At 70.0% G+C, this 24,461-nt stretch carries 27 protein-coding genes; 17 read left to right on the top strand and 10 right to left on the bottom strand.

The annotated features are described in order from the left end of the window. The first annotated feature begins 11 nt into the window (after positions 1 to 11). Positions 12 to 902, top strand: coding sequence for a metal ABC transporter permease (locus tag CP970_RS29400; protein WP_055549892.1), 891 nt, complete (start codon positions 12 to 14; stop codon positions 900 to 902). A gap of 94 nt (positions 903 to 996) precedes the next feature. Further along, positions 997 to 1,398 carry a Fur family transcriptional regulator gene (locus tag CP970_RS29395; RefSeq protein ID WP_055549890.1) on the top strand — a complete coding sequence of 134 codons (402 nt, stop codon included), beginning with the start codon at positions 997 to 999 and terminating at the stop codon, positions 1,396 to 1,398. A gap of 83 nt (positions 1,399 to 1,481) precedes the next feature. On the opposite strand, the gene CP970_RS29390 is transcribed toward CP970_RS29395, so the two are convergent. Continuing rightward, positions 1,482 to 2,303, bottom strand: a complete 822-nt coding sequence (locus CP970_RS29390) for an isoprenyl transferase (protein WP_055549889.1) — start codon at positions 2,301 to 2,303, stop codon at positions 1,482 to 1,484. Positions 2,304 to 2,329: 26 nt separating this feature from the next. Next, on the bottom strand, positions 2,330 to 3,079 hold the full coding sequence (recO, locus tag CP970_RS29385) for a DNA repair protein RecO (protein WP_055549887.1): 750 nt from the start codon (positions 3,077 to 3,079) through the stop codon (positions 2,330 to 2,332). A 116-nt stretch (positions 3,080 to 3,195) separates the two neighbouring features. Here recO and CP970_RS29380 point away from each other — a divergent pair, with 116 nt between their 5' ends. Then, positions 3,196 to 3,465, top strand: a complete 270-nt coding sequence (locus CP970_RS29380; RefSeq protein WP_055549885.1) for a hypothetical protein — start codon at positions 3,196 to 3,198, stop codon at positions 3,463 to 3,465. Then, on the top strand, positions 3,462 to 3,866 hold the full coding sequence (locus CP970_RS29375; RefSeq protein WP_055549883.1) for a type II toxin-antitoxin system VapC family toxin: 405 nt from the start codon (positions 3,462 to 3,464) through the stop codon (positions 3,864 to 3,866). Before CP970_RS29380 ends, CP970_RS29375 begins: the two co-directional genes overlap by 4 nt. Positions 3,867 to 3,882: 16 nt before the next feature. On the opposite strand, the gene CP970_RS29370 is transcribed toward CP970_RS29375, so the two are convergent. Together CP970_RS29370 and CP970_RS29365 are read right to left on the bottom strand one after the other, a co-directional pair. Next, positions 3,883 to 4,104, bottom strand: a complete 222-nt coding sequence (locus CP970_RS29370) for a hypothetical protein (protein WP_055549881.1) — start codon at positions 4,102 to 4,104, stop codon at positions 3,883 to 3,885. Next, entirely contained in the window at positions 4,101 to 4,325 is a 225-nt protein-coding gene (locus CP970_RS29365; protein WP_150494134.1) for a hypothetical protein, read from the bottom strand. Before CP970_RS29365 ends, CP970_RS29370 begins: the two co-directional genes overlap by 4 nt. Positions 4,326 to 4,440: 115 nt before the next feature. Here CP970_RS29365 and CP970_RS29360 point away from each other — a divergent pair, with 115 nt between their 5' ends. Both CP970_RS29360 and CP970_RS29355 read left to right on the top strand, forming a co-directional pair. Next, positions 4,441 to 5,283 (top strand): helix-turn-helix domain-containing protein, encoded by an 843-nt coding sequence (locus tag CP970_RS29360; protein WP_055549928.1) that lies wholly within the window; start codon positions 4,441 to 4,443, stop codon positions 5,281 to 5,283. Beyond that, positions 5,265 to 5,546: a DUF397 domain-containing protein gene (locus tag CP970_RS29355; protein WP_055549879.1), complete on the top strand. Its 282-nt coding sequence runs from the start codon at positions 5,265 to 5,267 to the stop codon at positions 5,544 to 5,546. Before CP970_RS29360 ends, CP970_RS29355 begins: the two co-directional genes overlap by 19 nt. A 62-nt stretch (positions 5,547 to 5,608) precedes the next feature. On the opposite strand, the gene CP970_RS29350 is transcribed toward CP970_RS29355, so the two are convergent. After that, positions 5,609 to 7,078 carry a pentapeptide repeat-containing protein gene (locus CP970_RS29350; protein WP_055549877.1) on the bottom strand — a complete coding sequence of 490 codons (1,470 nt, stop codon included), beginning with the start codon at positions 7,076 to 7,078 and terminating at the stop codon, positions 5,609 to 5,611. Between the two features lie 896 nt (positions 7,079 to 7,974). Here CP970_RS29350 and CP970_RS29345 point away from each other — a divergent pair. Together CP970_RS29345 and CP970_RS29340 are read left to right on the top strand one after the other, a co-directional pair. Continuing rightward, a complete protein-coding gene (locus CP970_RS29345; protein WP_150494132.1) occupies positions 7,975 to 8,430 on the top strand; it encodes a hypothetical protein in 456 nt (151 codons plus the stop codon). Positions 8,431 to 8,457: 27 nt separating this feature from the next. Beyond that, entirely contained in the window at positions 8,458 to 8,868 is a 411-nt protein-coding gene (locus CP970_RS29340; RefSeq protein ID WP_055549874.1) for a hypothetical protein, read from the top strand. Positions 8,869 to 8,927: 59 nt separating this feature from the next. On the opposite strand, the gene CP970_RS29335 is transcribed toward CP970_RS29340, so the two are convergent. Further along, entirely contained in the window at positions 8,928 to 9,659 is a 732-nt protein-coding gene (locus CP970_RS29335; RefSeq protein WP_055549872.1) for an alpha/beta fold hydrolase, read from the bottom strand. A gap of 228 nt (positions 9,660 to 9,887) precedes the next feature. Between CP970_RS29335 and CP970_RS29330 the strand changes: the two genes are divergently transcribed. Beyond that, a complete protein-coding gene (locus CP970_RS29330) occupies positions 9,888 to 10,277 on the top strand; it encodes a hypothetical protein (RefSeq protein ID WP_191094967.1) in 390 nt (129 codons plus the stop codon). On the opposite strand, the gene CP970_RS29325 is transcribed toward CP970_RS29330, so the two are convergent. Both CP970_RS29325 and CP970_RS29320 read right to left on the bottom strand, forming a co-directional pair. After that, positions 10,271 to 11,095, bottom strand: a complete 825-nt coding sequence (locus CP970_RS29325) for an isocitrate lyase/PEP mutase family protein (RefSeq protein WP_055549870.1) — start codon at positions 11,093 to 11,095, stop codon at positions 10,271 to 10,273. The genes CP970_RS29330 and CP970_RS29325 overlap by 7 nt on opposite strands. Before the next feature lie 57 nt (positions 11,096 to 11,152). Next, positions 11,153 to 11,968 (bottom strand): AraC family transcriptional regulator, encoded by an 816-nt coding sequence (locus CP970_RS29320; RefSeq protein ID WP_079043669.1) that lies wholly within the window; start codon positions 11,966 to 11,968, stop codon positions 11,153 to 11,155. Between the two features lie 55 nt (positions 11,969 to 12,023). Here CP970_RS29320 and CP970_RS29315 point away from each other — a divergent pair, with 55 nt between their 5' ends. Then, positions 12,024 to 12,596, top strand: a complete 573-nt coding sequence (locus CP970_RS29315; protein WP_150494130.1) for a class I SAM-dependent methyltransferase — start codon at positions 12,024 to 12,026, stop codon at positions 12,594 to 12,596. A 14-nt stretch (positions 12,597 to 12,610) separates the two neighbouring features. Then, the gene (locus CP970_RS29310; protein WP_150494128.1) at positions 12,611 to 13,291 is read left to right on the top strand and encodes an AIM24 family protein; all 681 of its coding nucleotides are present in this window, start codon (positions 12,611 to 12,613) and stop codon (positions 13,289 to 13,291) included. 106 nt (positions 13,292 to 13,397) lie between these two features. On the opposite strand, the gene CP970_RS29305 is transcribed toward CP970_RS29310, so the two are convergent. Beyond that, positions 13,398 to 14,582, bottom strand: a complete 1,185-nt coding sequence (locus CP970_RS29305) for a PP2C family protein-serine/threonine phosphatase (protein WP_191094966.1) — start codon at positions 14,580 to 14,582, stop codon at positions 13,398 to 13,400. A gap of 219 nt (positions 14,583 to 14,801) precedes the next feature. On the opposite strand from CP970_RS29305, the gene CP970_RS29300 reads away from it, so the two are divergent. Beyond that, positions 14,802 to 16,901, top strand: coding sequence for an ATP-binding protein (locus tag CP970_RS29300; RefSeq protein ID WP_150494124.1), 2,100 nt, complete (start codon positions 14,802 to 14,804; stop codon positions 16,899 to 16,901). Between the two features lie 4 nt (positions 16,902 to 16,905). Here CP970_RS29300 and CP970_RS29295 read toward each other — a convergent pair whose 3' ends face one another. Then, entirely contained in the window at positions 16,906 to 17,634 is a 729-nt protein-coding gene (locus CP970_RS29295; protein ID WP_191095086.1) for a FadR/GntR family transcriptional regulator, read from the bottom strand. Between the two features lie 149 nt (positions 17,635 to 17,783). Here CP970_RS29295 and CP970_RS29290 point away from each other — a divergent pair, with 149 nt between their 5' ends. The 5 genes from CP970_RS29290 to CP970_RS29270 are packed head-to-tail and all read left to right on the top strand — an operon-like array spanning position 17,784 to position 24,445. Further along, a complete protein-coding gene (locus CP970_RS29290; RefSeq protein ID WP_224058795.1) occupies positions 17,784 to 19,427 on the top strand; it encodes an ABC transporter substrate-binding protein in 1,644 nt (547 codons plus the stop codon). A 47-nt stretch (positions 19,428 to 19,474) separates the two neighbouring features. Continuing rightward, positions 19,475 to 20,434 (top strand): ABC transporter permease, encoded by a 960-nt coding sequence (locus tag CP970_RS29285; protein WP_055545365.1) that lies wholly within the window; start codon positions 19,475 to 19,477, stop codon positions 20,432 to 20,434. Continuing rightward, complete coding sequence (locus tag CP970_RS29280; protein WP_107098874.1) at positions 20,434 to 22,488, top strand: dipeptide/oligopeptide/nickel ABC transporter permease/ATP-binding protein; 2,055 nt, start codon at positions 20,434 to 20,436, stop codon at positions 22,486 to 22,488. The genes CP970_RS29285 and CP970_RS29280 overlap by 1 nt, the downstream gene beginning before the upstream one ends. Next, positions 22,485 to 23,519 carry an oligopeptide/dipeptide ABC transporter ATP-binding protein gene (locus CP970_RS29275; protein WP_055545364.1) on the top strand — a complete coding sequence of 345 codons (1,035 nt, stop codon included), beginning with the start codon at positions 22,485 to 22,487 and terminating at the stop codon, positions 23,517 to 23,519. Before CP970_RS29280 ends, CP970_RS29275 begins: the two co-directional genes overlap by 4 nt. Beyond that, on the top strand, positions 23,516 to 24,445 hold the full coding sequence (locus CP970_RS29270; protein ID WP_055545363.1) for a dihydrodipicolinate synthase family protein: 930 nt from the start codon (positions 23,516 to 23,518) through the stop codon (positions 24,443 to 24,445). Before CP970_RS29275 ends, CP970_RS29270 begins: the two co-directional genes overlap by 4 nt. Positions 24,446 to 24,461 lie beyond the last annotated feature (16 nt).

Here is a 24,461-nt window from a genome sequence, read left to right as displayed (position 1 = left end):
GGACCACGGCGATGGAACTCCTCAACTACGCCTTCATGCAGCGGGCCCTGCTCGCCGCCGTCCTGGTCGGCATCACCGCGCCCGCCGTCGGCATCTACCTGGTGCAGCGCCGCCAGGCCCTGATGGGCGACGGCATCGGCCACGTCGCGATGACGGGTGTCGGCCTCGGCTTCCTGCTCTCCACCTCGCCCGTGTGGATGGCGACGGCGGTCGCGATCGTCGGCGCCGTCGTGATGGAGCTGATCCGCTGGTACGGCAAGACGCGCGGCGACATCGCGCTCGCGATGCTGTTCTACGGCGGCATGGCGGGCGGCGTCATGTTCATCAACCTCGCCCCCGGCGGCTCGAACGCGAACCTCCAGTCGTACCTCTTCGGCTCGCTCTCCACGGTCTCCGAGCAGGACGTCACGGCGATCTGCCTGCTCGCCGCCTTTGTGGTCCTGGTCACGCTCGGCCTGCGCCGACAGCTCTTCGCGGTCAGCCAGGACGAGGAGTTCGCGCGCGTGACGGGCCTGCCCGTGCGCGCCCTGAACCTGCTCACCGCCGTCACCGCCGCGGTCACCGTCACCGTCGCCATGCGCGTCGTGGGCCTGCTCCTGGTCTCCGCGCTGATGGTGGTGCCCGTCGCGGCCGCCCAGCAGCTCACCCGGAGCTTCGCGGCGACCTTCGCGGTCTCGGTGGCGATCGGCGTCGCGGTGACGCTCGGCGGCACCGTCACGTCGTACTACCAGGACGTACCGCCCGGCGCGACGATCGTGCTTCTCACCATCGGCGTCTTCATCGCCCTCACGGTCCTCGCGACGCCGCTGGCCAGGCGCAGAGCCCGTGCGGCGGCGGCCGCCCAGGCCGGGGGCGACCCCGCGGAGTGCGTGGTTCCGGCGCAGGCGCCCGCCAAGCTCTGACCTGAGCTCAGGCTTACCTGGCACAATGGCCCGGCAGGCTTGAGCAGCGGCAGGCTCGGGCCGCAGACCAGAGCGCAGATGCGAGGAGGCAACCGTGGGAGCCCCGGTTCGAGGCAGGTCGACCCGCCAGCGCGCGGCAGTGGCGGCGGCGCTCGACGACGTGGACGAGTTCCGCAGTGCGCAGGAGCTGCACGACATGCTCAAGCACAAGGGCGACTCCGTCGGTCTCACCACGGTCTACCGCACCCTCCAGTCGCTCGCCGACGCGGGCGAGGTCGACGCGCTGCGCACCAGCGAGGGCGAGACGGTCTACCGCAGGTGCTCCACCGGCGATCACCACCACCACCTGGTCTGCCGCGTCTGCGGCAAGGCCGTCGAGGTGGAGGGTCCCGCGGTCGAGAAGTGGGCCGAGGCGATCGCCTCGGAGCACGGGTACGTCAACGTGGCGCACACGGTGGAGATCTTCGGTACGTGCGCGGAGTGCGCGAGCAAGTAGTCGTACGCATGGGTGAGGGGCCCGCACCGTCAGCTCGACGGTGCGGGCCCCTCACGCATGTCTGCGGCCTCTGTGTGTGACGCCTAGCTTTCCGCGATCTGCTGCTCGTTGGGGATCGCCCCACCGAACCGGCGGTCGCGCGAGGCGTACTCAAGGCAGGCCCGCCACAGGTCGCGCCGGTCGAAGTCCGGCCACAGCACGTCCTGGAAGACCATCTCGGCGTAGGCGCTCTGCCAGAGCAGGTAGTTGGAGGTGCGCTGCTCGCCGCTGGGGCGCAGGAACAGGTCGACGTCCGGCATGTCCGGGTAGTACAGGTACTTGGCGAAGGTCTTCTCGTTCACCTTCGACGGGTCGAGCCGCCCCGCCTTCACGTCCTCGGCGAGGGCCTGCGCCGCGTCGGCGATTTCCGCACGGCCGCCGTAGTTCATGCAGAAGTACAGGGTCAGCTTGTCGTTGCCCTTGGTCTGCTCCTGGGAGATCTCCAGCTCCTTGGCGACCGACTTCCACAGCTTGGGCATCCGCCCCACCCAGCGCACCCGGATGCCGAGTTCGTCGAGCTGGTCGCGGGTCTTGCGGATGAAGTCGCGGTTGAAGTTCATCAGGAACTTCACCTCGTCCGGGGACCGCTTCCAGTTCTCGGTCGAGAAGGCGTAGAGCGAGATCGCCCCGACGCCCATCTCGATGCCGCCCTGCAGCACGTCCAGGACGCGCTCGGCGCCGACCTTGTGCCCCTCGGTGCGCGGCAGGCCGCGCTCCTTGGCCCAGCGCCCGTTCCCGTCCATGACGATGGCGACGTGCCTGGGCACCAGCTCGCCGGGGATCTTCGGCGGCCGCGCGCCCGAGGGGTGCGGCTCGGGGGTCGTGTACTCACGGCGGGACCGTCCGAGGATTCCGCGTCGTGCCATGGGGGACTCTCTCCTAGCTACTGGCTTCAGTTCTTCTCTACGTACCGCAGTGAACGCAGTCCGCGCTCCAAATGCCAATGCAGATAGGCGGAAACGAGCCCACTGCCCTCCCTGGCGTGCCGCGCCTCGCACGCGTCCGCCGTCGCCCAGTCGCCGGTGAGCAGGGCGGCGAGGAGCGTGAGGGCCTCGGCCGAGGGTACGACGCTGCCCGGCACCCGGCAGTCAACGCAAATCGAGCCGCCCGCCGCGACCGAGAAGAACCGGTTCGGCCCGGGCATCCCGCACTTCGCGCAGTCGTTGAAGCTCGGCGCGTAGCCGTTCACGGCGAGGGAGCGGAGCAGGAACGCGTCCAGTACGAGATGGGGCTCGTGCTCCCCGCGGGCCAGGACCCGCAGCCCGCCGACGAGCAGGAGGTACTGCTGCACGGCGGGCTCGCCCTCGTGGTCGGTGAACCGTTCCGCCGTCTCCAGCATGGCCGTACCCGCGGTGTAGCGGGCGTAGTCCGTGACGATCCCGCTACCGTACGGAGCGATCGTCTCGCTCTGCGTGCACAACGGGAGCCCGCGCCCGACCAGTTCGCTGTTGCGCGCGAAGAACTGCACGTCGACGTGGGAGAAGGGTTCGAGCCGCGCCCCGAACTTGGACTTGGTCCGCCGCACTCCGCGCGCCACTGCGCGTACGCGGCCGTGACCGCGCGTGAGTATCGTGATGATGCGGTCCGCCTCACCCAGCTTCTGGGTGCGCAGCACGATGCCGTCGTCGCGGAACAGGCTCATGGGGCCATTCTCGCGCACGGGACCGTGTGCACGGGGCGGAGGGCGTCATACCTCGTACTGGTGAACGTGGCCGGTCCGGCTGGCGCGGCACCGGCCACGCCAGTAAGACTCACAGTATGAGCCTGGAACGCGTCACGATCACCATCCCCAGCGAGACGCTGGAGGCCGCCAAGTCGGCCGCCGAACGCGAAGGTTTGAGCGTCTCCGCCTGGCTGTCACGGGCCGCCGAACACGCCGCGAAGATCGAAGCCGGGCTGGCCGCAGCGGAGGAGGCCATGGCGCACCTCGATCCACCGACACCGGAGGAGCAGGAATGGGTGGACGCCGTCATGGATGACGCCACACGCTCCGAGCATTCGGGGAACCAGTCGCGAGGCGCCGCGTGAGCACTCTGAAGCCGTTCGTCTACGACGCCGGGGCGCTGATCGCCGCCGAGCGGAACCAGGTCGCTTTCTGGCGAGCCCATCGCTCCTATCTGACCGCCGGTGGCGTGCCGCTGGTACCCGCGCCCGTCGTGTCCCAGGCGTGGCGGGACGGCGCCCGCCAGGCCCAGATCGCACGCCTGCTCAGCGGCTGCGACGTGCCGCCCCTTGACCACCCCCTCGCCCGGAGCGTCGGCGAGCTCTTAGGGCAGGCCGACACCTCGGATCCGGTGGACGGCGCCGTCGCGGTGATCGCCGCGCGGCTCGGAGCCAGAGTCTTCACCTCGGACCCCGGCGACATCCAACACCTCCTGGATCACCTCGGCCCGGCCGGTAAGCACGCCAGGGTCTGGCCCTTGCGCTGAAGCCCGGAGAGCACACTCAAGGCACCTCCCCCCGGCTCCGCGCGTTCGCATACGCCGTCGCCGCGCGCATCCGCTCCTCCGTAGTCGCCGTACGGGCGGCCTCCGGCGCACAGTCCCACTCCCTGCCGCCCCCGTACGGGCGCAGCTGGACGTACGGCCCCTCATGGCCCATGACCCTGCCGACGCGGCCACTGCGGGTGTCCACGACGTACGCGCCGACCGGAAGCGGAAAGTTCACGCCACACTCCTCAACGCGGCGGCCAGGCGAGCCGCCACATCGGCGGAACAACCGCCCAATTCGATTCGCGGGCAAGGCGCTTCGCGGGCGAGCGAGGCCTGGTCGATCCGCAATGACGGCAAGGTAATTCCCGCCCGCGTGAGTGCGTCGCGCAATTCCTTCACGGTGTCCTCCGCCTGTTCGATACATGCCACTGCGTGGTGCTCCGATGCAGCTTTCACGTGGTTCCCCTAGGTCTGTGGATTTCACTCTTCGCCCTCCTACGGTGACGGAGTCCACCTACACTCGGCAGGAGTCTGTCCGCTACAACTGCGGGGCATGGGAGGGCGGTTGGCCATGGCCAATGGTTCACGTGGATCACGACAGGCGGCGTGGGAGTTCTTCGGAGCGGAGCTCAAACGACGCCGCGAGGACGCGGGATTCTCTCAGTCGGTCCTTGGGGCGCGGGTTTTTGTCTCCGGTGGGTACATTGGGCAGTTCGAGCAGGCAATTCGCCGCCCGCAGCTGGATGTGGCTCAACGTATTGACGAGGTGCTACAAACCGACGGCTTTTTCGAACGGTTGTGGCGCAAGCTCATCAAGGAACAGCCATTCACGGACTACTTCGCCCATGTGGCGGAGCTGGAGCGACTGGCCACTGAGATCTGCGAGTTCGAACCGGCGCTTGTTCCTGGGCTGCTCCAGACCCCCGAGTACGCCCGCGCACTGTACGAGTCAAGCAACCCCTTCGTCACTGACGAGTACATCGAAGAGCAGCTCAGAGCCCGCATGGATCGCACCCTGCTCCTCAAGGACGCTACACGGCCCCTGTATTGGGCGATCTTGCATGAAACCGCGCTGTGCGTACCGGTCGGCGGCCCCGACACCATGGCCGACCAACTGGATCACCTCTTGGTGATGGCACGGGAACGCAAGGCGCTGCTGCAAGTGCTCCCCTTCGCGGCTGGAGCCCACACCCGCATGGGCAAGATGATGAAGCTCATGGAGTTCGACGATGCGCCGCCAACTGTCTATACAGAGGGGGTGAGTTCAGGAACCCTCCTCGACGAACCCGCAGTGGTGAAGCGGGTAAGGGCGTCTTACGATCTGCTCAGGGCCGTCGCGTTGTCACCGGAAGCGTCCTTGGCCCTGATCAACTCTGTGTCGGAGGACTACAGAACATGCGCGAGTACGCCCTGAGTAGCGCCCGCTGGCGCAAAAGCAGCTACAGCAGCGGCGACGGCGGCGAAAACTGTGTCGAGGTCGCGTACGACTTCATCGGCGCCGCCCGCTGGCGGAAGAGCACGTACAGCAGCGGCGACGAAAGCGACAACTGCGTCGAGGTCGCCGACGGAGTCCCCGGCGTCGTCCCCGTCCGGGACAGCAAGACCGCCCCCGAGGGCCCCGCCCTGCTGATCGGCGCCGCCGCCTGGTCCGCGTTCGTGGCGTACACGAAACGCTGACGCAAGGGCGGCCCCGCAAGGGGCGCGGGGAACTGCGCGCTCAGCCCCCACCAACCCGCAGGCTACTGACGGCTGATCGCCCTCGTAACACCCGCCGCGATCGTCGTGGCGAGAGTCCACCCCAGCACCACCAACGCGTACCCGAACCACTGATACGCCCCCTGCGCGGCATACGCACTCTCCTGACCGAAGTCGACGATCGGCAGCAGCAGGTCAAGGGAGTAGAAGACCGGATTGAAGTCCGGCGCCTCATCCGGCTTCAGCGCGGACGGCTCGCGCACCGCGAACGTGACCGCCCCCACGAGCAGCAGCGAGAACAGCCAGACCGCCGCCCGCGTGGGCCGGAAGCCATAGCCGACGGTCCAGTCCTGGAGGTACCCCCAGGCCCTGGCGTACCACGCCAGGGTCGCCCGGTGCCGCCGCTGCTTGGCGAGCTGCACCGTGCGGGCAGCCGCGTCATCGCCCACCCGGCGGTACGCGGCGGTGAGCTGCTCATACGCGTACGGAACGTACCCGTCGACATCCCGTTCAAGGGCCTGGAGCCGCCGCTCGGCCGGTTCGTGCGGGCCGATCCTCGCGTACGTGAGTCCGTCGAGGCGGACCTCGTCCGGCCAGGTCTCCGGGGCGATGTGCAGGTAGTCGAGCTGGCAGCCGCGCAGCGTGATGGCGCCCTCGATGGGCTCGGCCAGGTTCAGATAGAGGGAGCCCGCGACGAGGCTGGCGCGCAAGGCCGTGCCACCGGGGTTGGAGAGCCGGGCGCCCTCCAGGTTGAGCTGGCCGGGAAGGCGGACCCCGGGCAGATTGACCCGGCCGTACGCCCTCAGCCGCGCCGCGTGCAGATCCGAGCCGCCGTTGAGGTTCGCCCCGTGCAGAGCCGTCCCACCCGGATTCCTCAGCACCGCGTCGTCGAAGGTGATGTTCCCGGCGACGACCGCACCCGCGAGGCTCACGAGCCCGTGGGCGATGAGCCCGCCGTCCGCCTGGAGGTCGTCTTCGATGCTGACGCGGTTGAGCGCGAGGACGGGCTCGTCAAGGGCGACGCCCTCCTCCCCCACGTGCGCGCCCTGGAGGAACACCGCCCCGGCGATCCGCGCGCCACCGAGCCGTACGCGCCCTCGGACACGGCACCCCGCCATCCGCAGGGAACCGTCCACCCGAAGGGCTATCGCGTTCACGCCGGGCAGCACGGACCAGCCCAGGTTGAGCTGACGCAACTGCGCCCCGTACACGTCGAGTTCCTCGTCGAAGTAGCAGGCCCACAGATGAATCGGCCCCGCGACCTCCGCGCACTGAAGGTCAAGCCGCCCACTGATCCGGGCACCGTGCAACCGCAGGAACGGGATCTCCCCCTCCGCGCGCGGCCCGCCGACGAGCAACGCCCGCAACACCTCGGCCCGCACGGTCCGTTCGGGCCCCCACTCGGCGCCGGAGGTCGCGGGTTCCCTGGGCCGCACCCGGAAGTCGACGGACTGCCCCAGGGCATACGCGTCCCACACCCGCCGCTCGGCGTCGGTCAGTTGACTGGTATCCACCGGCGCGACTCTAGGTTCCCCACCCGGAGCCGATCTTGGCTTTCAGCCGTTCTGGAGTCGCCACCGCGTCACCCCTTCAGAATAAACACACAACTAACTCCGTTCCCACACAGGCGAGTTGCGCACAGGAAACCGGCGGCCACCGATGCCGGGACCACCTCACGGGCGGCTCCCTGCCGCGTTCCTCATGACGGGGGGGACGCACTCTTGCGTTCCAGATGCCATGAAGGAAGAAGGAAACCTATGCCCGAGATCGGTTTTATCCGTGCATCTGATGAAGTCCTTGCCCTACGGAACGAGCTGGCCGACCGGGTGGTCCAGGCTCTCCGGCGTGCTGGTCTGCCCGCTCTTCGTGACATGGAAGTCGGCACGGCAGACCAGTCCGGTTCAGCGGTTCAAGTCGATTCCGACGCCGAGACGGCTTCAGCGCCTGTCTCTGTGATCTGGAGGTGCGGCGCTGCCGCAACCCAGGCCGCTGTCGACAGCCTCACCTCAGGAAATGCTGACGCACCAGCTGTCCGGTATCCCGGGACGATAGGTCTCCACATGCAGAGTGCGTTGATTCAGATCTTGTTGTCGTCGGGGATCATCGCAACACTGAACAACGACAACATGAACCCGGAACGCGTTCTAGTTTTCGGGGCCATGTCCGACTTGCCACCTGCCCTGAGGCCTACATTCGTCCCAACGGGAAGTCGCTGACGTAACAGGTGCGGTGACACGGTCGTCACGCCTTCCGGATTGGTCGGCCCAGAGTTGCCGCCGAGGGGAAAGAATACCGATGAGCCACGAACTGTGGATCCATAAGTTCGTTGACGGTGAGAATGTCTCGCCAGACATGCAAGTGGTGCGGGAAATCCTGGAGCCCCATAACGTTGGCGAACCAACGAGCGAGGGTGAAGATATCCACTTCTCGATTCGCGCCGCTGATGGTGGCGAAGCTGATTTGGTGGGAGGGATTTGTGAGTTACGAAATTTTCGTGTGCCGGTTCGTGAACGGTGAACCAGTTGCGCTGGACAAGGAAGCTGTGCACGAAGCCCTTGGCCCCTACGTGACGGTGAGGGACCGAAATTTCCTCCAGATCAAGGCAGGAAGCGATGGAGGTGGTGCGGATGTTTACTTCAGCTCCGACACCAACATCACGATCAACCATTTCGGGGGAGATGAGATCATGAACGTCATCTCCGAGCTCGTACGGCGGACGGAAGCCTCCCTCATCCTGCCTGGTGGAACGGTGATCCTCAGTCGAGGCGAAGAACGTGAATGTCTACCTGCGAGCATCAGGGACGGGTGGGCAGTCGCCGTCGCGGCAACAGGCGAGGAAATCACGCGAGCGATCCGTGAATCTTGATTATTTCCCAACCAAGCAGGCGCAGTCATGAGCTACGGCCTGACCCTCTACAGGTTCGTGGACGGCGAACTGTCCGGGGTGGACATCGAGACGGTGAGGACGCTGCTGGCCGCGTACGATGCCGCGCCGGGGAGGGCCGCTGAGGATTCTCCGGAATTCTGGGTGCGGGCCCCTGACGGCAGTGAGGCGGAAGTGAGTGTCTCGGACAGCATCATTACCGTCGAGCGTCCACAGGCCGGCGAGGTGTGGAAGGTCATCATCGGCCTGATCAACCAGACCGGTACGGGTGTCCTCCTTACCGACGGCAGGTTCCTCTGCCCGGAGGTCATGCGCGGACACCTTCCCGAGGGCATGGCGAACGACTCCGTCTTCGTCCCGGAGATCACCCTGGAAGCTCTGGAGCGGATTGCCGGACCCTTCACGCATCCGCTGGCATAACAGGTTCTGCGACACGGTGGCCTGATGGTGTGCCCCTGCTTTCGAGCAGGGGCACACGCTCAGCCGACAGCAGGGAGCTGGCGGGCGAAGCGGCGGACGGCGTCAGTGAAGGCATCCGGGTCGTCGAAGTTCGCGAGGTGCCGTGCCCTCGGGATCAATTCGACGCGAGCGTGCGGATGCGCGCGGGCGAAGTCCGCCTCACCGGCGCGGAAAAGGGTGTCCTTCTCGCCGTTCAGGATGAGGACCGGACCCTTCACATGACGCATCGCCCCCGCGTCGAAGCGTCCGAGCACTTCACCCCAGGCCGCTGGCAGGGTGTGGAAGGCATAGCCGGAACGGATGGTCGCCTCCACCACTTCCCGTGGGTAGAGCCGCCGCAGCAACCGATCGTTCCACCGGGCCAGCCGATCCGCCGACATACGAGGCACCTGCCTGGCGACCCACCGATAGGGCGCTGTCCAGAGTCCGCGGGTGGAGGCACTGGCTCCCGCGAGGATCAGCCCGCGCAGGTGTTCCGGACAGCGCCGCGCGAACTCCAGCGAGGCGTATCCGCCGAGCGAGTGCCCGACGACCAGGGCCGGTCCACGGTCGAGCGAGTCCACCGCGGCAGCGATGATCTCCGTCGCGGCGCTCAGGCTCCAGGGCTGAGCCGAGCGCTCTCCGTGGCCGGGCAAGTCGACGGCGACCACCGGGAATTCGTCCCGGAGTGCGGCGATCTGCATGCTCCACTGGCCCGCGCTGAAGCGCGTCCCGTGAACGAAGACGATGGGCACCGCGTCCGCTGCTGTCATCAGTTACCAATTCCCTTCCCCGGCTGGCACCTTACTTCGTCGGGGATTCCACTGCCGCGACGGTTTACTCCGCACCCGGCTAACACCCAGGTTTACCCCTCATCGACACCCATGGGTTGACGTGTACCACCGCGCTCCCCGCGTAACTTCTCCGCTCGTCGGCGAGTACGCCGATGACCACGGATGAAGCCGAAACAGGGGGAAACACTCATGCGCATACGTTCACGCATGGCTCCGATCGCTCTGACCTCCGTCATGCTCGGCGGAGGAATGGCCGCCGCGACCGCCGCGACGGCGAGCGCCGACGCGCCGAAGGCCGGGGCCCAGATCCAGTCCTGCTACGGCAGCGCGAAGAACTACAAGGCCGAGGGCAGCGGCACCACGGCGATCTGGCCCGCCGGTACCGCCTGGGCCAAGACCACCGGCAACTGCGCGGACATCAACATCAAGGTGAACTACAACCGGCACGTCAAGATCTGCTACCGCCACGGCTGCGGGGACTACCAGTACGCCAAGGCGGGCCAGTGGAAGGTGCTCGACGACAACGTGCCGAACGGGTGGGAGTTCTACCTCGAATTCTCCGGCGGCAACGACGGGACCGGCAAGGTCGCCTACTGACCCGGGGCCGACCTCGCCACGGCGGCCGCGTCGGACAAGGCCTGGGTCTCGGCGTACGACGGGACGCGGGCGGGCACCGGGACGCCCCGGGCCACCGACGCGGCCGCCGCCACCGCCGCGCCGAGTGCCGCGCGGAACAGCAGCGAGCCGGTGCTGATCCGCCGGACGCCCGCCTCCGCGAGCTCGGCGAGGGAAGGGCCGTCCGGCGCGTGGAGGATGTTCAGCGGGGTGTCGAGGGTCGCGGCGGCCAGCTCCGTGATCGCACGTACGTCCCGCAGTCCGGGGACGAACACCCCGTCCGCGCCCGCCCGTTGGTAGGCACGGAGCCGGTCGGCAGTCTCCGCCGCCGCCCCTGCACCCGGCAGCCAGTACGTATCCGTGCGGGCGTTGACGAAGAGCCGCCCCGACGCCGTCTCGCGCACGGCGTGCAGGATCTCGCTCTGGTGCCCGGCGTCGCGCAGCGTGCCGTCGGGGCGGCCGTCCTCGATGTTCACTCCGACGATCCCGGCGTCCGCCAACTCGCCTACGAGAGCGGCGACTTCCTCGGGTCGGTCACTGAAGCCGCCCTCGATGTCGACGGTGACGAGGGCGTCGGTGCGGGCCAGGCCGCGGGCGAGCCGTACGGTCTGCGCGCGGGCGGCGCCCGTGCCGTCCGGCAGTCCCGCGGCGGCGGCCACGCCCAGGCTGGTCGTGCCGATCGCGCGGAACCCCGCGGCGACGAGCGCGGCGGCCGACGCGTGGTCCCAGGCGTTGGGCAGGACCAGGGGCGCGCCGGGGCGGCGGTGCAGGTCGCGGAACTCCTCGTACCGAAGTGTCATGGCACGAACGTACGGGCGCGACGCTTCGGTGCGGGCCGAAGCGTGCCGCCCGGCGCGTCACTCCTCGCGGACGGGGAAGTACTGCCGGGGCGTGAGGCCCACGACCCGGTGGAAGGCCGCGACGAACGAGCTCGCCGACGCGTAGCCCACGCGCCGGGCGACCGCCTCCACCGGGAGGCCCTCGGCGAGCAGCGGCATCGCGGCCCGCATCCGCAGCCGCTTGCGCCACTGGCCGAAGGCCAGGCCGGTCTCCGCGGTGAAGAGCCGCGCCAAGGTCCGTTCGGCGGCGCCCACTTCGCTCCCCCAGGCCTCCAGGGTCCGGTCGTCGGCCGGGTCGTCGGCGAGCGCACGCGCGACCCGCAGGGCCCGCGGGTCGCGCGGCTCGGAGACGGAGACCGTCGCCACGGGCACGGGCCGCAGGACGTCGAGCAGTACCGCCTCGGCGCGCGAGCGGGCGTCCGTGGGCAGGTCGGTACGGACCAGGTGGTCGATGAGGGCGCGCGGGAGAGGCCCAACGGCCAGCACAGTGGGTTCGGTCCAGACGGAGTCGGCGGGACAGTGCGTGGGGTCGACGTAGGGGCTGCGCATCACCGTGTCGCCCTCCGCCTCGGTCGCGTGGGGCAGCCCGGCGGGGATCCACAGGGCGAGCGAGGGCGGCAGCATCCAAGTGCCCTGTCCGGTGCGGACGCGGAGCAACCCCTGGGAGGCCCAGGCGAGTTGGTGGACCGGGTGGGTGTGCGTGCGGAAGGCGCGGCCGCGCGGCATCGCGAAGCTGCCGACGAAGATCGCGGTGGTGATCGGCGCGCTGGGCCCGGCGGTTCGGGCGTGTCCGGTTCGGCCATGACCCGTTCGACCGTGTCCGGTTCGCGACATGGGACGGCAGTCTAGCCCGTGGCTGACACGACGGGGCGCGGCCTAGCGTCGCCGTATGCCGATGAACGAAGCACACCAGCAGCTGTGCAGCTCCGAGGAGTGGGCGCAGACCGTACGGGACCGCATCCTGCCGTGGGCCCTTGAAGACATCGAACTCGGCGACGAGGTGGTGGAGATCGGGCCTGGCTACGGCGCCAACCTCCGCGTGCTCGTCGACCTCGTCCCCTCCCTCACCGCCGTCGAGATCGACGGGGCGACCGCCCGGCTCCTGGAGCGCGACTGGGGCGGCCGGGCCCGGATCCTGCACGCGGACGCCGCCAGGATGCCGCTGCCCGACGCGGCGTACTCCGCGGTCGTCGGCTTCACGATGCTGCACCACGTGCCGACCGACGAGCTCCAGGACCGCATCTTCGCGGAGGCGTTCCGCGTGCTCCGCCCCGGCGGCGTCTTCGCGGGCAGCGACAGCCAGCCGAGCCGCGAGCTCGACGAGCTGCACGTCGGGGACGTCATGAACACCGTGGACCCGGCCGGTCTGCCCACCCGTCTCAAGGCGGCGGGCTTCTCCGGGGCCGAGGTCCTGCTGCACCCGGAGACCGGCGGAATGCGCTTCCGCGCCCGGAAGCCATAGCCCAAGATGTGGTCATGAAGAGTGACCTGTTCTCCAACGACCACATGGCGCAGCCGGCCCACATACCCGGCATGACCCTCCAGAACGCCAAGTCCATCAAGTACGCCGTCAATGGCGAGATGCTCGCTCGCCAGGGCGCGATGATCGCCTACCGGGGCAGCCTCCAGTTCGAGCGGAAGAGCCAGGGCGGCGTCGGCGGCCTGCTCAAGCGGGCGGTGACCGGCGAGGGGCTGCCGCTGATGGCCGTGCGCGGCCAGGGCGAGGCGTGGTTCGCGCACGAGGCGCAGAACTGCTTCATAGTCGACGTGGAGCCCGGCGACGTCCTCACCGTCAACGGCCGCAACGTCCTGTGCTTCGACGCGACCCTCTCGTACAAGATCGAGACGGTGAAGGGCGCGGGCATCACCGGCGGCGGCCTGTTCAACAGCGTCTTCACCGGCACCGGCCGCCTCGGCCTGATCTGCGAGGGCAACCCCCTGGTCATCCCGGTCACCAAGGACCAGCCGGTGTACGTCGACACGGACGCGGTGGTCGGCTGGACCGCCAACCTCGGCACCTCCCTGCACCGCTCCCAGTCGATCGGCTCGATGATCCGCGGCGGCTCGGGCGAGGCGGTCCAGCTCATGCTCCAGGGCGAGGGCCACGTCATCGTCCGCCCGAGCGAGGCGACTCCGCAGAAGCCGCAGCAGCACTGACGGTTCCCGGCCGCCGGCCGGGGCCCGGCGCCACCTCCGTGCCGGTCATCGACGCCCCGTGGGAGAGCAGCTATCTCGCGGTGCGCGCGGGAGCTGGGGCCCGTCATCAACAGCGGGGGTGACCACCCGGTGCGGGACCTGCCGTAGCGATCGGCGACCGGCGGACGCCGCCGAATCCCGGGGCGGAGTGCTCGGCGGGCTGGCAGAGCACCAGGGCGACGTCGTCGGCGAGCGGTGCGCCCGTGTGCGCGGTGAGCAGTGCGTACAGCGCGTCGAGCGCGTCGCACGGGAGCGGCGCGGCCAGCGCGTCGGCGACACCCTGGAGCAGCGGGAAGTCGACGCCGCCCGCGTCCCGCGCCTCGCTGAGCCCGTCCGTGTAGAACAGCACCCTGTCCCCCGGCTGTAGCCACCCGCGCCACAGGGCGGGCCGCGGGCCGAGGCCCAACGGCGTGGTGTGGTCCGGGGGTTCGAGGAGTTTCGTCTCCTGGCCCACGCGCAGCGGCGCGGGGTGACCGCAGTTGACGATCCTGACCTCGCCCGGCACGAACTCGGCGAAGAGCGCCGTCACGAAGTCCTCGGGGCCCAGCTCCGTGCCGATGCGGGCGTCCAGCTCCCGCGCCAGGTCGGGCAGGCGGGGCGTGAGGTAGGCGAGGTCGCGGAAGGCCCTGAGCGCACCGGCCGAGATCCGCAGCGCGTCCAGGTCGTGGCCGCGCACGTCGCCGATGAACACCCTTGTGCCGTACGGCGTGTGGGCGATGTCGTACACGTCGCCGCCCACCGTCGCCCCCTGGACGGGGCAGTAGTGCCGGGTGCAGACGTCGACGCCGCCGATCCGTTCGGCGAAGGGGCGCAGGATCGCGCCCTGTGCGGCCCGCGCCACCTCGGTGGCCCTGGCGAGCGCGGCGGACTGCCCGGCGCGCCGGGCTGCGACGGTGACGGCGAGCCCGCCGCCGGTGAGCAGCGCGAGGAAGTCGAGGGGAAAGGGCGGCGACGCCGAGTAGCCGTGCCCCGCCCAGGCGAGGAGGGCGAGGAAGGTGGTCCAGCAGACCATGGCTGCCGTGTGCACGACGCCGAACCGCAGGCAGGCGGCGAGCGGGCCGATCAGCAGCGCGGCGGTGGCCGGTTCCCAGCCCGCGAAGAATCCCGGGGCGGCGAGGACGGAGCAGGCGGTCATGGGCAGTACGCGGACGGCTCCCGCGCCCCACCCGTCACGGCCGATACCGGTGGCCCAGCTGTCACACCACCCCGCACGGGCGCGCCATCGCTCACGCCACCCTTCACGGATGGCCATGCAGGGACCCTCCTGACTCTCCGTAACTCTCCGTAACCCCGCTCGCTGAACGGCCACTATGACGCAGGAGACCGACCCCCACCACCCGTTGATCACAGCAGGCGCGGGGATGACCGGAGCCGGCCGACCGTTGCGGGAAATTGAGCGCATCGCCCTCTCCAGGGCTCAACTTGCGGCAACCGCGCGCCACCGCCACCCCCGCGGAGGAGACTACGGATCATGAATCTCCCCTCTGAGACAACGAGTTTCGTCGGGCGGGCAGCCGAACTGCGGGAGATCAGCGACCTGTTGGCGGAGGCCCGGCTCGTGACCCTGACCGGGGTGGGCGGAGTCGGGAAGTCACGCCTGGCCCTGCGCGCCGCCCACCGGCTCCAGGGCGATTACGCGCACGGGGCGCGCCTGGTCCAGCTGGCCCCGCTCCGCGACGCCTCCCTGCTCGGGCACGTCCTGTTCGAAGAGCTGAAGCTCGCCGACCAGACCCTGCGGCCCCCCGAGGAACTGGTCGCCGAGTGGCTCGCCGACAAGCAGCTCCTGCTCGTCCTCGATTCGTGCGAGCACCTGGTGGCGGACTGCGCCCGCCTGACCCAAACCCTCCTGGACACCGCGCCTGACCTGCGGATCCTGGTCACCAGCAGACAGCCGCTCGGCGCGCGCGGCGAGCGAGGCATGGAGGTGCACCCGCTGCCCGTGCCCCTGCCGCCCACCCATCGGGACGCGCCACCCGAGCGCAGCGACGCGCTGACGCTCTTCGCCGAGCGCGCCGCGACCGCGCTGCCCGGCTTCGAGCTCTGCGCGGCGCGCCGGGCGTCCGCGGCCGCCGTCTGCCGCCGCCTCGACGGCATCCCGCTGGCCATCGAGCTCGCCGCCGCCCAGCTCGCCGAGCTCTCCCTGGAACAGCTCGCCGACCGGATCAACGACCGCTTCGACGCGCTCACCGAACGGACGGGACCCGGCACCGGCACCGCCGTGCTGCCGCGCCACCGGACCCTGCGCACCACCATCGGCTGGAGCCACGAACTGTGCACGCCCCTGGAGCGGTTGCTGTGGGCGCGCCTCTCCGTCTTCACGGGCGGCTTCGACCTGAGCGGCGCGCGGGCGGTGGGCGCGGGCGGGCCGATCCCCGCGGGCGAGGTCGAGCAGCTCGTCGACGGCCTGGTCGCCAAGTCCCTGGTGCGCAGCCACACGGACGACACCGACCACCCGCGCTACGGCATGCTCGACACCGTCCGCGAGTTCGGCGCCCAGTGGCTGCGCGAGCTCGACGAGGAGTACGAGACCCGGTGCGCGCACCGGGACCACCACCGGGACCTGGCCCTGCGCGCCGACGCCGAATGGATCGGCCCGCACCAGGTCACCTGGTACACCCGCCTGGCCGCCGACCACGCCAACTTCCGTACGGCGCTGGACTTCTGCCTCACCAAGGGGCACGGCCACACCGCCCTGGAGATCGGCGGGGCGCTCTGGTTCTTCTGGGTCGCGTGCGGGTTCGCCCGGGAGGGCAGGCACTATCTGGAGTGGGCCCTCGACGTGTGCGAGGACCCGGGCCCGGCCCGCGCCAAGGCCCTGTGGGCGTGCGGCGCCGCGGCCATCGGGCAGGGGGACGCCGGGGCGGGCTCGCGGTTCACCGGCGAGTTCCGCGAAGCCGTGGCGGGCAGCACGGACCCGGGCGCGGCCACCGCCGCGGCCTACCTCGAAAGCGCCGTGCTGACCCTGCGCGGGGACCCGCCGACGGCCGGCGCGGTGCTCGCGTCGGTGCCGGAATCCCCCGCCGGGTACGGCGCCTTCGAGGGAGCCGCGTTCCTGAACGAGGTGACTCGCTCGTTCGTGCACGTCCACCTCGGGGAGTTCACCGCCGCGGCGGACGTCGCCGAAGCGGCGAGCGCCCGGTGCGAGGAGCTCGGCGAGCGGTGGATCCGCGCCTGGGCCGAGTACCTCAGGGCGCTGGCCGCCACCGGCCTCGGCCGTCCCGCCGAAGCCATCGCCCACGCCGGGACGGCCCTGCGGGGCAAGGCGCTCCTGCACGACACCATCGGCGTCGTCATGGTCGTCGACCTGCTCGCATCGGCGTTCGCGGGAACGGGCCACGGCGAGCGGGCGGCCCGGCTCCTCGGCATCGGCCAGCGGATGTGGCAGACGGTGGGCCTGGCCCAGATGGGCATCGCCGAACTGCGCGCCGCGCGCGAGCAGTCGGAGCAGCGGATCAGGCGGTCCATCGGCGACGCGGCCTACGAGGCGGCCTACCGCGCGGGCCTGGACACCGACCCCGCCGACGGTCTCGCCTACGCCCTCACCACCCCCTCGGAGCCCGCACGCCCCTGAGACCTCACCCCACCCCCCGCATGCCCTGCCCCGCCCGCTCCCCGATGCCCCGGAAGTGGTCCGCCATCGCCCGTTGCGCGCGGACCACGTCCCTGGCGCGCAGCGCGGTCACGATGTCCCGGTGCCTGCGCACCGTCACGTCAGGCGCCGGATCGCTCGACCAACCGCGCGCGCCCGCGACCCGGTGGAAGACGTGCCAGAACGCGCCGAGCAGCTGCGGCACCAGCTCGTTGCCGAGGGAGCGGTAGAGCGTCTCGTGGAACTCGCGGTCCAGTTCGGGGAAGGCCGTGCCGGTCCCCGCCGCGCGCTCCATGCGCCCCACCAGGTCCTCCAGGCAGCACAGTTCGGCGTCGGTGAGCGATCCCGCGACCCGTCGCATCAGGCCCTCCTCCAGGACCTCGCGCACTTCCAGGATCTCCGCGAGGGCGTGGTCGTCGTCACGGACCTGGACGAGCGCGCGGAAGGTCAGTCCGTCGGCGAGCGGGGTGAGGGACGCCTGCCCGACGTACGTTCCATAACCGTGTCTGATCTCCACGATGTCCAGGGCCTGGAGCGCCTTGAGCGCCTCGCGCACGGAGTTCCGGCTCACCCCGAGGACCTCCATCAGCTCGGTCTCGGTGGGCAGCGGGGACCCCGGCCGCAGCCCTCTCTCCAGTATCAACTGCACGACCTCGCGCCGCACTTGACCGCTCACACGCCGCTCTCGGACTGGCTCCTTGGGCATGCGGGCCATCGTAGGCACGGGTGACATCCCACGTCCCACCTCCGGTACGACTTCGCCGTATTCGGATCCCTGCGCGATCTCTTGACCGGGTCCCTGACCGCTCCTATCGTCGCCACGCCACCACGACGTAGGACGTGGGATCTCTCAAGGGAGACACAGTGAGCGACCAGACCCCCCGGATCACGCACCACGGAGTCGCGCCGGACCGCCGCTCCTTCCTCAGGTACACCGGAGCGCTCGGCGCGGCCGCCGCCATCACCACCACGCTCTCCGCCTGCTCGTCGGGGCCCGAGTCCACCAACGAGACCGGGGGCGGCGGCAAGGGCGGCGACGCCACGCTCACGGCGGTCATCGGCTATGGCAACGACGGCAGTTGGGATCCGACGCAGACCGCGTCCGCGTTCGCGATGGCGGGCAACGAGCACATCTACGAGGGCCTGCTCGGCACCGACCCGATCACCCGCGAGCCCTACCCCGCGCTCGGCACCCAGATCCCCGCCGACCTCAAGGCGACCACCTGGAAGTTCGCCCTTCGCCCCGGCGCCAAATGGCACGACGGCAAGCCGGTCACCGCCGACGACGTGGTGTTCGTCTTCGAGCGGATCCTGGACCCGAAGACGCAGACCCTGGCCAAGGGCTTCTTCGAGAGTTGGCTGAAGGAGGTCAGGAAGGTCGACGCGATGAACGTCGAGCTGATCCTGAAGTTCCCCTTCCCCGACGGCGCGGCGCGCCTCTCCCTCGCCAAGATCATGCCGAAGCACGTCTTCTCCAAACCCGGCGCCTGGGAGGAGGCGACCAAGGGCAAGGCGGTGGGCTCGGGCCCGTACAAGCAGACCGCCCACAACCCGAAGTCGAACACCACCTTCGAGTCGTTCGCCGACTACAACGGCCCGCGCAGGGCCGCCTTCAAGAAGATGAACTGGCTGACCATCGTGGACGCGGCGCCGCGCGTCGCGAAGATCTCCGGTGGCAGCGCGGACGCGGAGATCTCCGACAACATCCCGTACGCCAACATCGAGCAGCTCAAGAAGGACGGCCTCACCGTCGAGGGCGGGGCGGGCATGAACAACCTCTTCCTGCTCTTCAACACCGAGCACAAGCCGTTCGACGACGTGCGCGTGCGGCAGGCCCTGCACTACGCCATCGACCGCGAGAAGATGATCCAGGCCGCCCTCAAGGGCCACGGCAAGGCGTCGACGTCCTTCCTCAACGAGGCCAACCCCACCTACCGGCCCGCCAAGACGGTCTACGGCTACGACCTGGCGAAGGCGAAGAAGCTCCTGAAGGCAGCCGGGGTCACCGACTTGAAGATCAACCTCATGGCCGTGAACGTGAGTTGGATCGTGGACTGCCTGCCCACCATCCAGGACGGCTGGAAGAAGCTCGGCGTCGACGTCACCCTCGACCCGCAGGAGACCACCGCCGTCTTCACCAAACTGGACCAGAAGAAGGACTTCCAGGTCGTCGCGGCCGCCTCGAACCCCAACCAGTTCGGGCTCGACGCCGACCTGATCATGCACTACAACTACGGCCCCGAGAACATCTGGATGGGCTACGCGCGCTGGGCCGACAACGCTGTCGCCAAGAAGCTCTTCAAGGACATGGACCAGGCGACGCGCGAGCCCGAGGCGTCGAAGAAGCGGGCCATGATCCAGGACTACATCGACACCGTGGCCGAGCAGGCCGTGCTCTACCCGGTCGTGCACAACGAACTCATGACCGCCTGGGACCCCAAGAAGCTCACCGGCGTCAAGGCCCAGCCGTATCCCGGGATCAATCTGCTCCAGGCCAAGTGGGCCTGATCCACGGCCAGTTCATGAGTTCGTAGCCAGTTCAGGAGTCGTACGCCGTGACCGCTGTCCTCAGAATCCTGGCCCGCCGCATCGCCCTGCTCGTCCCGCTGCTGCTCGGCATCGTCCTGTTCGTGTTCCTCGTGATGCGGTTCTCGGACGTCGACCCGGCCTCCGCCTTCTTCCAGGGCGCGAACCCGACGCCCGAACAGCTCCACCAGTTCCGGCAGGACAACGGCCTGCTCGACCCGCTGCCCGTGCGCTACGTCGCCTTCGTCGGCGACCTGCTCCACGGCGACATGGGCATCAGCGTCCTCAACCGCTCCCCCGTGCTCGACCAGGTCACCACCGCGCTGCCGCTCACGATGCAGCTCACCTTCCTGGGCCTCGGCATCGCGGTCGTCCTCTCGCTCACCCTCGGCGTGACCGCGGCGATCTACCGCGACCGGCTGCCCGACCAGCTGATCCGCGTCGTCTCGCTGACCGGCGTCGCGGCGCCCGGCTTCTGGCTGGCGCTCCTGATGATCCAGTACCTGGCGGTGGACCTCGGCTGGTTCCCCACCGGCGGCTACATCAACCCTGGCGACTCCCTCACCGGCTGGCTCAAGACCATGACGTTGCCCGCCCTGGCGCTCTCCCTGCCGGTCGCGGCGGGCCTCACCCGCATCATCCGCACCGCCGTGGTCGAGGAACTCGACAAGGACTACGTCCGCACGGCGATCGGCAGCGGCCTTCCCCCGGTCGTGGTCGTCGGCCGCAACGTCCTGCGCAACGCGCTCATCAACCCGCTCACCGTCCTCGGCCTGCGCGTCGGCTATCTGCTCGGCGGCGCCGTCGTCATCGAGACGATCTTCTCGCTGCCCGGCATGGGCAAGCTGATGATCGACGCCGTGAAGAACGGCGACCCCGCCGTCGTGCAGGGCGTCGTCATCACCACCGCCGTCGGCTTCGTCGTCGTCAACCTCGCCATCGACGTCCTCCACCTCCTGGTCAACCCGCGCCTGAGGGGGACGAGTTGATGATCACCTCACGCAAGGCGCTGACCGAGCGCCTCTCCGTACCCGGCATCAGGCTCCGCTCGCTGCGCAAGCTGCCCGTCCTGTCCCGGATCGCGGTCGGCGTCGTCGGCGTCATCGTCCTGGTGGCGCTCTTCGCACCGCTGCTCGCCCCGCACGACCCGCTCGACCAGCAGCCGCAGGTCGACGGCACGGGCCACCCCTCGGCCGACCACTGGATGGGCCAGGACAGCCTCGGCCGCGACATCCTCAGCAGGCTGATGTACGGCGCCCGTTGGTCCCTGGCCATCGGCCTCGGCGCCACCCTCCTCGCCCTCATCGTCGGCGCGGTCATCGGCGCGATCGCCGCGACCTCGCGCAAGGCCGTCGACGAGACGCTGATGCGCTGCCTCGACGTCGTCATGGCGTTCCCCGGCATCGCGCTCGCCGCCGTGCTCGTCGCGGTCTTCGGCGGCGGCATCACCGTCCTCATCTGCGCCATCGCGTTCCTGTTCACCCCGCCGATCGCCCGCGTCGTACGGGCCAACGTGATGGACCAGTACGGCGAGGACTACGTCGTCGCCGAACACGTCATCGGCGCCCGTACGCCGCACATCCTGATCCGCCACGTCGCCGTCAACTGCGCCGCCCCGATCCTCGTCTTCTGTACGGTGCAGGTCGCCGAGGCCATCGTCTTCGAGGCGTCGCTCTCCTTCATCGGCGCGGGCGTACGGCCGCCGGACCCGTCCTGGGGCAGCGTCATCGCCGACGGCAAGAACATGGTCCTGATCGGCGGCTGGTGGGCGACGGTCTTCCCCGGCCTCCTCATGCTCCTCACCGTGCTCGCCCTGAACATCCTCTCCGAGGGCGTCTCCGACGCGTGGGCCGCGCCGTCGGGCCGCGACGTCGCGGGCACGGCCCGCGACGAGGACCCCCTCGAAGCCGCCGAGCCCGGCAGCGGCGAGGTCCTCGCGCTCCCCGGCCTGACCGAGGCGGCCCTGCGCCTGCGCTCACGGGCCCGCCCGCTCCCCGAAGGCGCCCCGGTCCTCACGGTCACCGACCTCGCCATCGGCTTCGACGAGCGCCACGCCGGGGTGGACATCGTCGACGGCATCAGCTTCGACGTACGCCCCGGTGAAGTCCTCGGCCTGGTCGGCGAGTCGGGCTGCGGCAAGTCGCTGACCGCGCTGACGGTGATGGGCCTGCAGCCCAGGGGCGCCCGGGTGCGCGGCCGCGTCACCTTCGAAGGACGGGAACTGACCGGCCTGCCGATGCGGGCCCGCCGGGGCCTCCTCGGCCACGACATGGCGATGATCTACCAGGACGCCCTGTCCTCGCTGAACCCGGCGATGACGGTCCGCTCCCAGCTCAAACAGGTCGTACGCAGAGGTGGCCGCCGCACCCCCGTCGAGCTCCTCGAACTGGTGGGCCTCGACCCGGAACGCACCCTGCGCAGCTACCCGCACGAGCTCTCCGGCGGCCAGCGCCAGCGCGTCCTGATCGCCATGGCCCTCTCCCGCGACCCCAAGCTGATCGTCGCCGACGAGCCCACCACCGCGCTCGACGTCACCGTCCAGGCGCAGATCATCCAGCTCCTGCTGCGCCTGCGCGAGGAGTTGGGCTTCGCGCTGATCCTCGTCTCGCACGACCTGGCACTGGTCGCCGACGTCACCGACCGGGTGGTGGTGATGTACGGCGGCCAGATCGTCGAGACGGGCGTCACGGCGGACTTGGTGGAGACCCCGACCCACCACTACACGCGGGGCCTGCTCGGCTCGGTCCTCTCCCTGGAATCGGCGGCCCGACGCCTGACGCAGATCAGGGGGGTGGTGCCGTCTCCGGCGGACTTCCCGCGGGGTTGCAGGTTCGCGGACAGGTGCCCGCTGGCTTCAGCGGTGTGCCGGACGACAGCACCGGAACTCCTGGGCGGGAACCGGCACGCGACGGCATGCCATCACCCGGCGCAGGTGCAGGCGTGCCCCGTAAGGGGCGCGGGGAACGGCGCGCCCAGCCACAACAAACCCGCACCCGAGATCCCCGCAGCGCGCAGCTCCACAACGGAGAGTGAGCCGAAATGACCACCCCCATAGTGGAGTTGAACGACGTGCACGTAGTGCACAGGGCCCGCTCGGGCGGCCTCCTGTCCCGAGACAGGGTCTACGCGCTGACCGGCGCCACCCTGGCCATCTCGCCCGCCGAAACGGTAGGCATCGTCGGCGAATCGGGCTGCGGCAAATCCACCCTGGCCAAGGCCCTGGTCGGCGTGCAGCGCCCGACATCCGGCACGGTGTCGCTCCGGGGCCGCGACCTCGGGACGATGCCCCCGGCCGAACGCCGCACCGCCCTGGGGACCCGCACCGGAATGATCTTCCAGGACCCCTCGACCGCCCTGAACCGCAGACTCTCCGTACGCCAGATCCTCCGCGACCCCCTGGACGTGCACAAACGCGGCACCCCGAAGGAACGCGACGCCCGCGTGCGGGAGTTGATGGACCTGGTCGGCCTGCCCAAGGTCCTCGCCGACGGGCTGCCGGGACAGCTGTCCGGCGGACAGCGCCAACGCGTCGCCATCGCCCGCGCCCTGGCCCTGGAGCCCGACCTGGTCGTGGCCGACGAGCCGACCAGCGCGCTCGACGTGTCGGTCCGCGCCCAGATCCTCAACCTCCTCCTCGACCTCAAGGAACGCCTGGGCCTCGCCCTGGTCTTCGTCTCGCACGACATCCAGACCGTCCGCAGGATGAGCGACCGCGTCGTCACGATGTACCTCGGCAGGATCGTCGAGGAGTCGCCCGCCGCCGAGATCCTCGACCGGGCCAGGCACCCGTACACCCGCGCCCTGTTCTCCGCGACGCCCGGACTCCTCGACCCCATCGACCCGATCCCGCTGGTCGGCCCGGTGCCGTCGGCGACCCACCCGCCGAGCGGCTGCCCGTTCCGTACCCGCTGCTGGAAGGCCGACGAGGTGTGCGCGACCGCCATGCCGAACCCGGAACCGGCGGGCCCCGCTCACACGTTCCGTTGCCACCACCCCGTGGGCGAAGGACAGTCGACCCACGAACTCGTCACCCAGGCCGCCGCCACGGCCCCGCCCTCCAGGGAGCATCCATGACTCTGCCCACCCCGCTCACCGGTGTCGTCCCGCCCGTCTGCACCCCCCTGACACCGGACCGCGAGGTGGACACCGCATCGCTCGTCAGGCTCGTCGACCATCTGGTGGCGGGCGGCGTGGACGGCCTGTTCGTCCTCGGTTCGACCTCCGAGGTGGCCTACCTCACCGACCGGCAGCGGGCGCTGGTGCTCGACACGGTCGTACGTCATGTGGGCGGTCAACTGCCGGTCCTGGCAGGGGCGATCGACATGACGACGCCCCGCGTCCTGGACCACGTGCGCGCGCTCGGCGCGGGCGGCGCCGACGCGGTGGTGGTCACCGCCCCCTTCTACACGCGCACGCACCCCGCCGAGATCGCCCGCCACTTCCGCCTGGTCGCGCGCGGCTGTGAGGTCCCGGTCTTCGCGTACGACCTGCCGATGGCAGTCCACACGAAGCTGACGCCCGACCTCGTGCTCGAACTCGCGGCGGAGGGCGTCCTGGCGGGCCTGAAGGACTCCAGCGGCGACGAGGGCGGCTTCCGGCGCGTCCTCATCGGCAGGCGCCCAGGGCCCTCGTCCTTCAGCGTGCTCACCGGCTCCGAGGTGACGGTCGACGCGGCGCTCGCGATGGGCGCGGACGGGGTCGTGCCGGGGCTCGGGAACGTCGACCCCGAGGGGTACGTGCGCCTGTACCGCGCCTGCCGTTCGGGCGACTGGGCCCTCGCGCGGACCGAACAGGAGCGGCTGTGCGGCCTGTTCGGCATGGTCACCGCGGGCGATCCGGCCCGGATGGGCGGCAGCTCGTCGGCGCTCGGCGCCTTCAAGGCGGCGCTGCGGCTGCGGGGCGTCATCGACTGCCCCGCGACGGCCGAGCCGCAGATCCCCCTGTCGACGGAGGACGTCGAGCGGGTCGGCAAGTACCTGGCGGCGGCGGGGCTGATGTGACCCCGGCGCACGCCCT

It is taken from the genome of Streptomyces kanamyceticus (genome assembly GCF_008704495.1).
GTDB classification, from domain to species: domain Bacteria; phylum Actinomycetota; class Actinomycetes; order Streptomycetales; family Streptomycetaceae; genus Streptomyces; species Streptomyces kanamyceticus.
Note: the sequence above shows the minus strand (reverse complement) of the source record. Positions and strands in the feature narration are given on the sequence as shown.

Excerpts from the sequence above, each read along its gene's own strand:
- CP970_RS29275 (WP_055545364.1), top strand. The coding sequence starts at position 22,485 with ATGACCACCCCCATAGTGGAGTTGAACGACGTGCACGTAGTGCACAGG.
- CP970_RS29280 (WP_107098874.1), top strand. The coding sequence starts at position 20,434 with ATGATCACCTCACGCAAGGCGCTGACCGAGCGCCTCTCCGTACCCGGC.
- CP970_RS29305 (WP_191094966.1), bottom strand. The coding sequence starts at position 14,582 with ATGGCCATCCGTGAAGGGTGGCGTGAGCGATGGCGCGCCCGTGCGGGG.
- CP970_RS29390 (WP_055549889.1), bottom strand. The coding sequence starts at position 2,303 with ATGGCACGACGCGGAATCCTCGGACGGTCCCGCCGTGAGTACACGACC.
- CP970_RS29400 (WP_055549892.1), top strand. The coding sequence starts at position 12 with ATGGAACTCCTCAACTACGCCTTCATGCAGCGGGCCCTGCTCGCCGCC.
- CP970_RS29325 (WP_055549870.1), bottom strand. The coding sequence starts at position 11,095 with ATGACACTTCGGTACGAGGAGTTCCGCGACCTGCACCGCCGCCCCGGC.
- CP970_RS29355 (WP_055549879.1), top strand. The coding sequence starts at position 5,265 with ATGCGCGAGTACGCCCTGAGTAGCGCCCGCTGGCGCAAAAGCAGCTAC.
- CP970_RS29300 (WP_150494124.1), top strand. The coding sequence starts at position 14,802 with ATGAATCTCCCCTCTGAGACAACGAGTTTCGTCGGGCGGGCAGCCGAA.
- CP970_RS29340 (WP_055549874.1), top strand. The coding sequence starts at position 8,458 with ATGAGCTACGGCCTGACCCTCTACAGGTTCGTGGACGGCGAACTGTCC.
- CP970_RS29380 (WP_055549885.1), top strand. The coding sequence starts at position 3,196 with ATGAGCCTGGAACGCGTCACGATCACCATCCCCAGCGAGACGCTGGAG.
- recO (WP_055549887.1), bottom strand. The coding sequence starts at position 3,079 with ATGAGCCTGTTCCGCGACGACGGCATCGTGCTGCGCACCCAGAAGCTG.
- CP970_RS29310 (WP_150494128.1), top strand. The coding sequence starts at position 12,611 with ATGAAGAGTGACCTGTTCTCCAACGACCACATGGCGCAGCCGGCCCAC.
- CP970_RS29270 (WP_055545363.1), top strand. The coding sequence starts at position 23,516 with ATGACTCTGCCCACCCCGCTCACCGGTGTCGTCCCGCCCGTCTGCACC.
- CP970_RS29360 (WP_055549928.1), top strand. The coding sequence starts at position 4,441 with ATGGCCAATGGTTCACGTGGATCACGACAGGCGGCGTGGGAGTTCTTC.
- CP970_RS29335 (WP_055549872.1), bottom strand. The coding sequence starts at position 9,659 with ATGACAGCAGCGGACGCGGTGCCCATCGTCTTCGTTCACGGGACGCGC.
- CP970_RS29295 (WP_191095086.1), bottom strand. The coding sequence starts at position 17,634 with ATGGCCCGCATGCCCAAGGAGCCAGTCCGAGAGCGGCGTGTGAGCGGT.
- CP970_RS29320 (WP_079043669.1), bottom strand. The coding sequence starts at position 11,968 with ATGTCGCGAACCGGACACGGTCGAACGGGTCATGGCCGAACCGGACAC.
- CP970_RS29330 (WP_191094967.1), top strand. The coding sequence starts at position 9,888 with ATGGCTCCGATCGCTCTGACCTCCGTCATGCTCGGCGGAGGAATGGCC.
- CP970_RS29315 (WP_150494130.1), top strand. The coding sequence starts at position 12,024 with ATGCCGATGAACGAAGCACACCAGCAGCTGTGCAGCTCCGAGGAGTGG.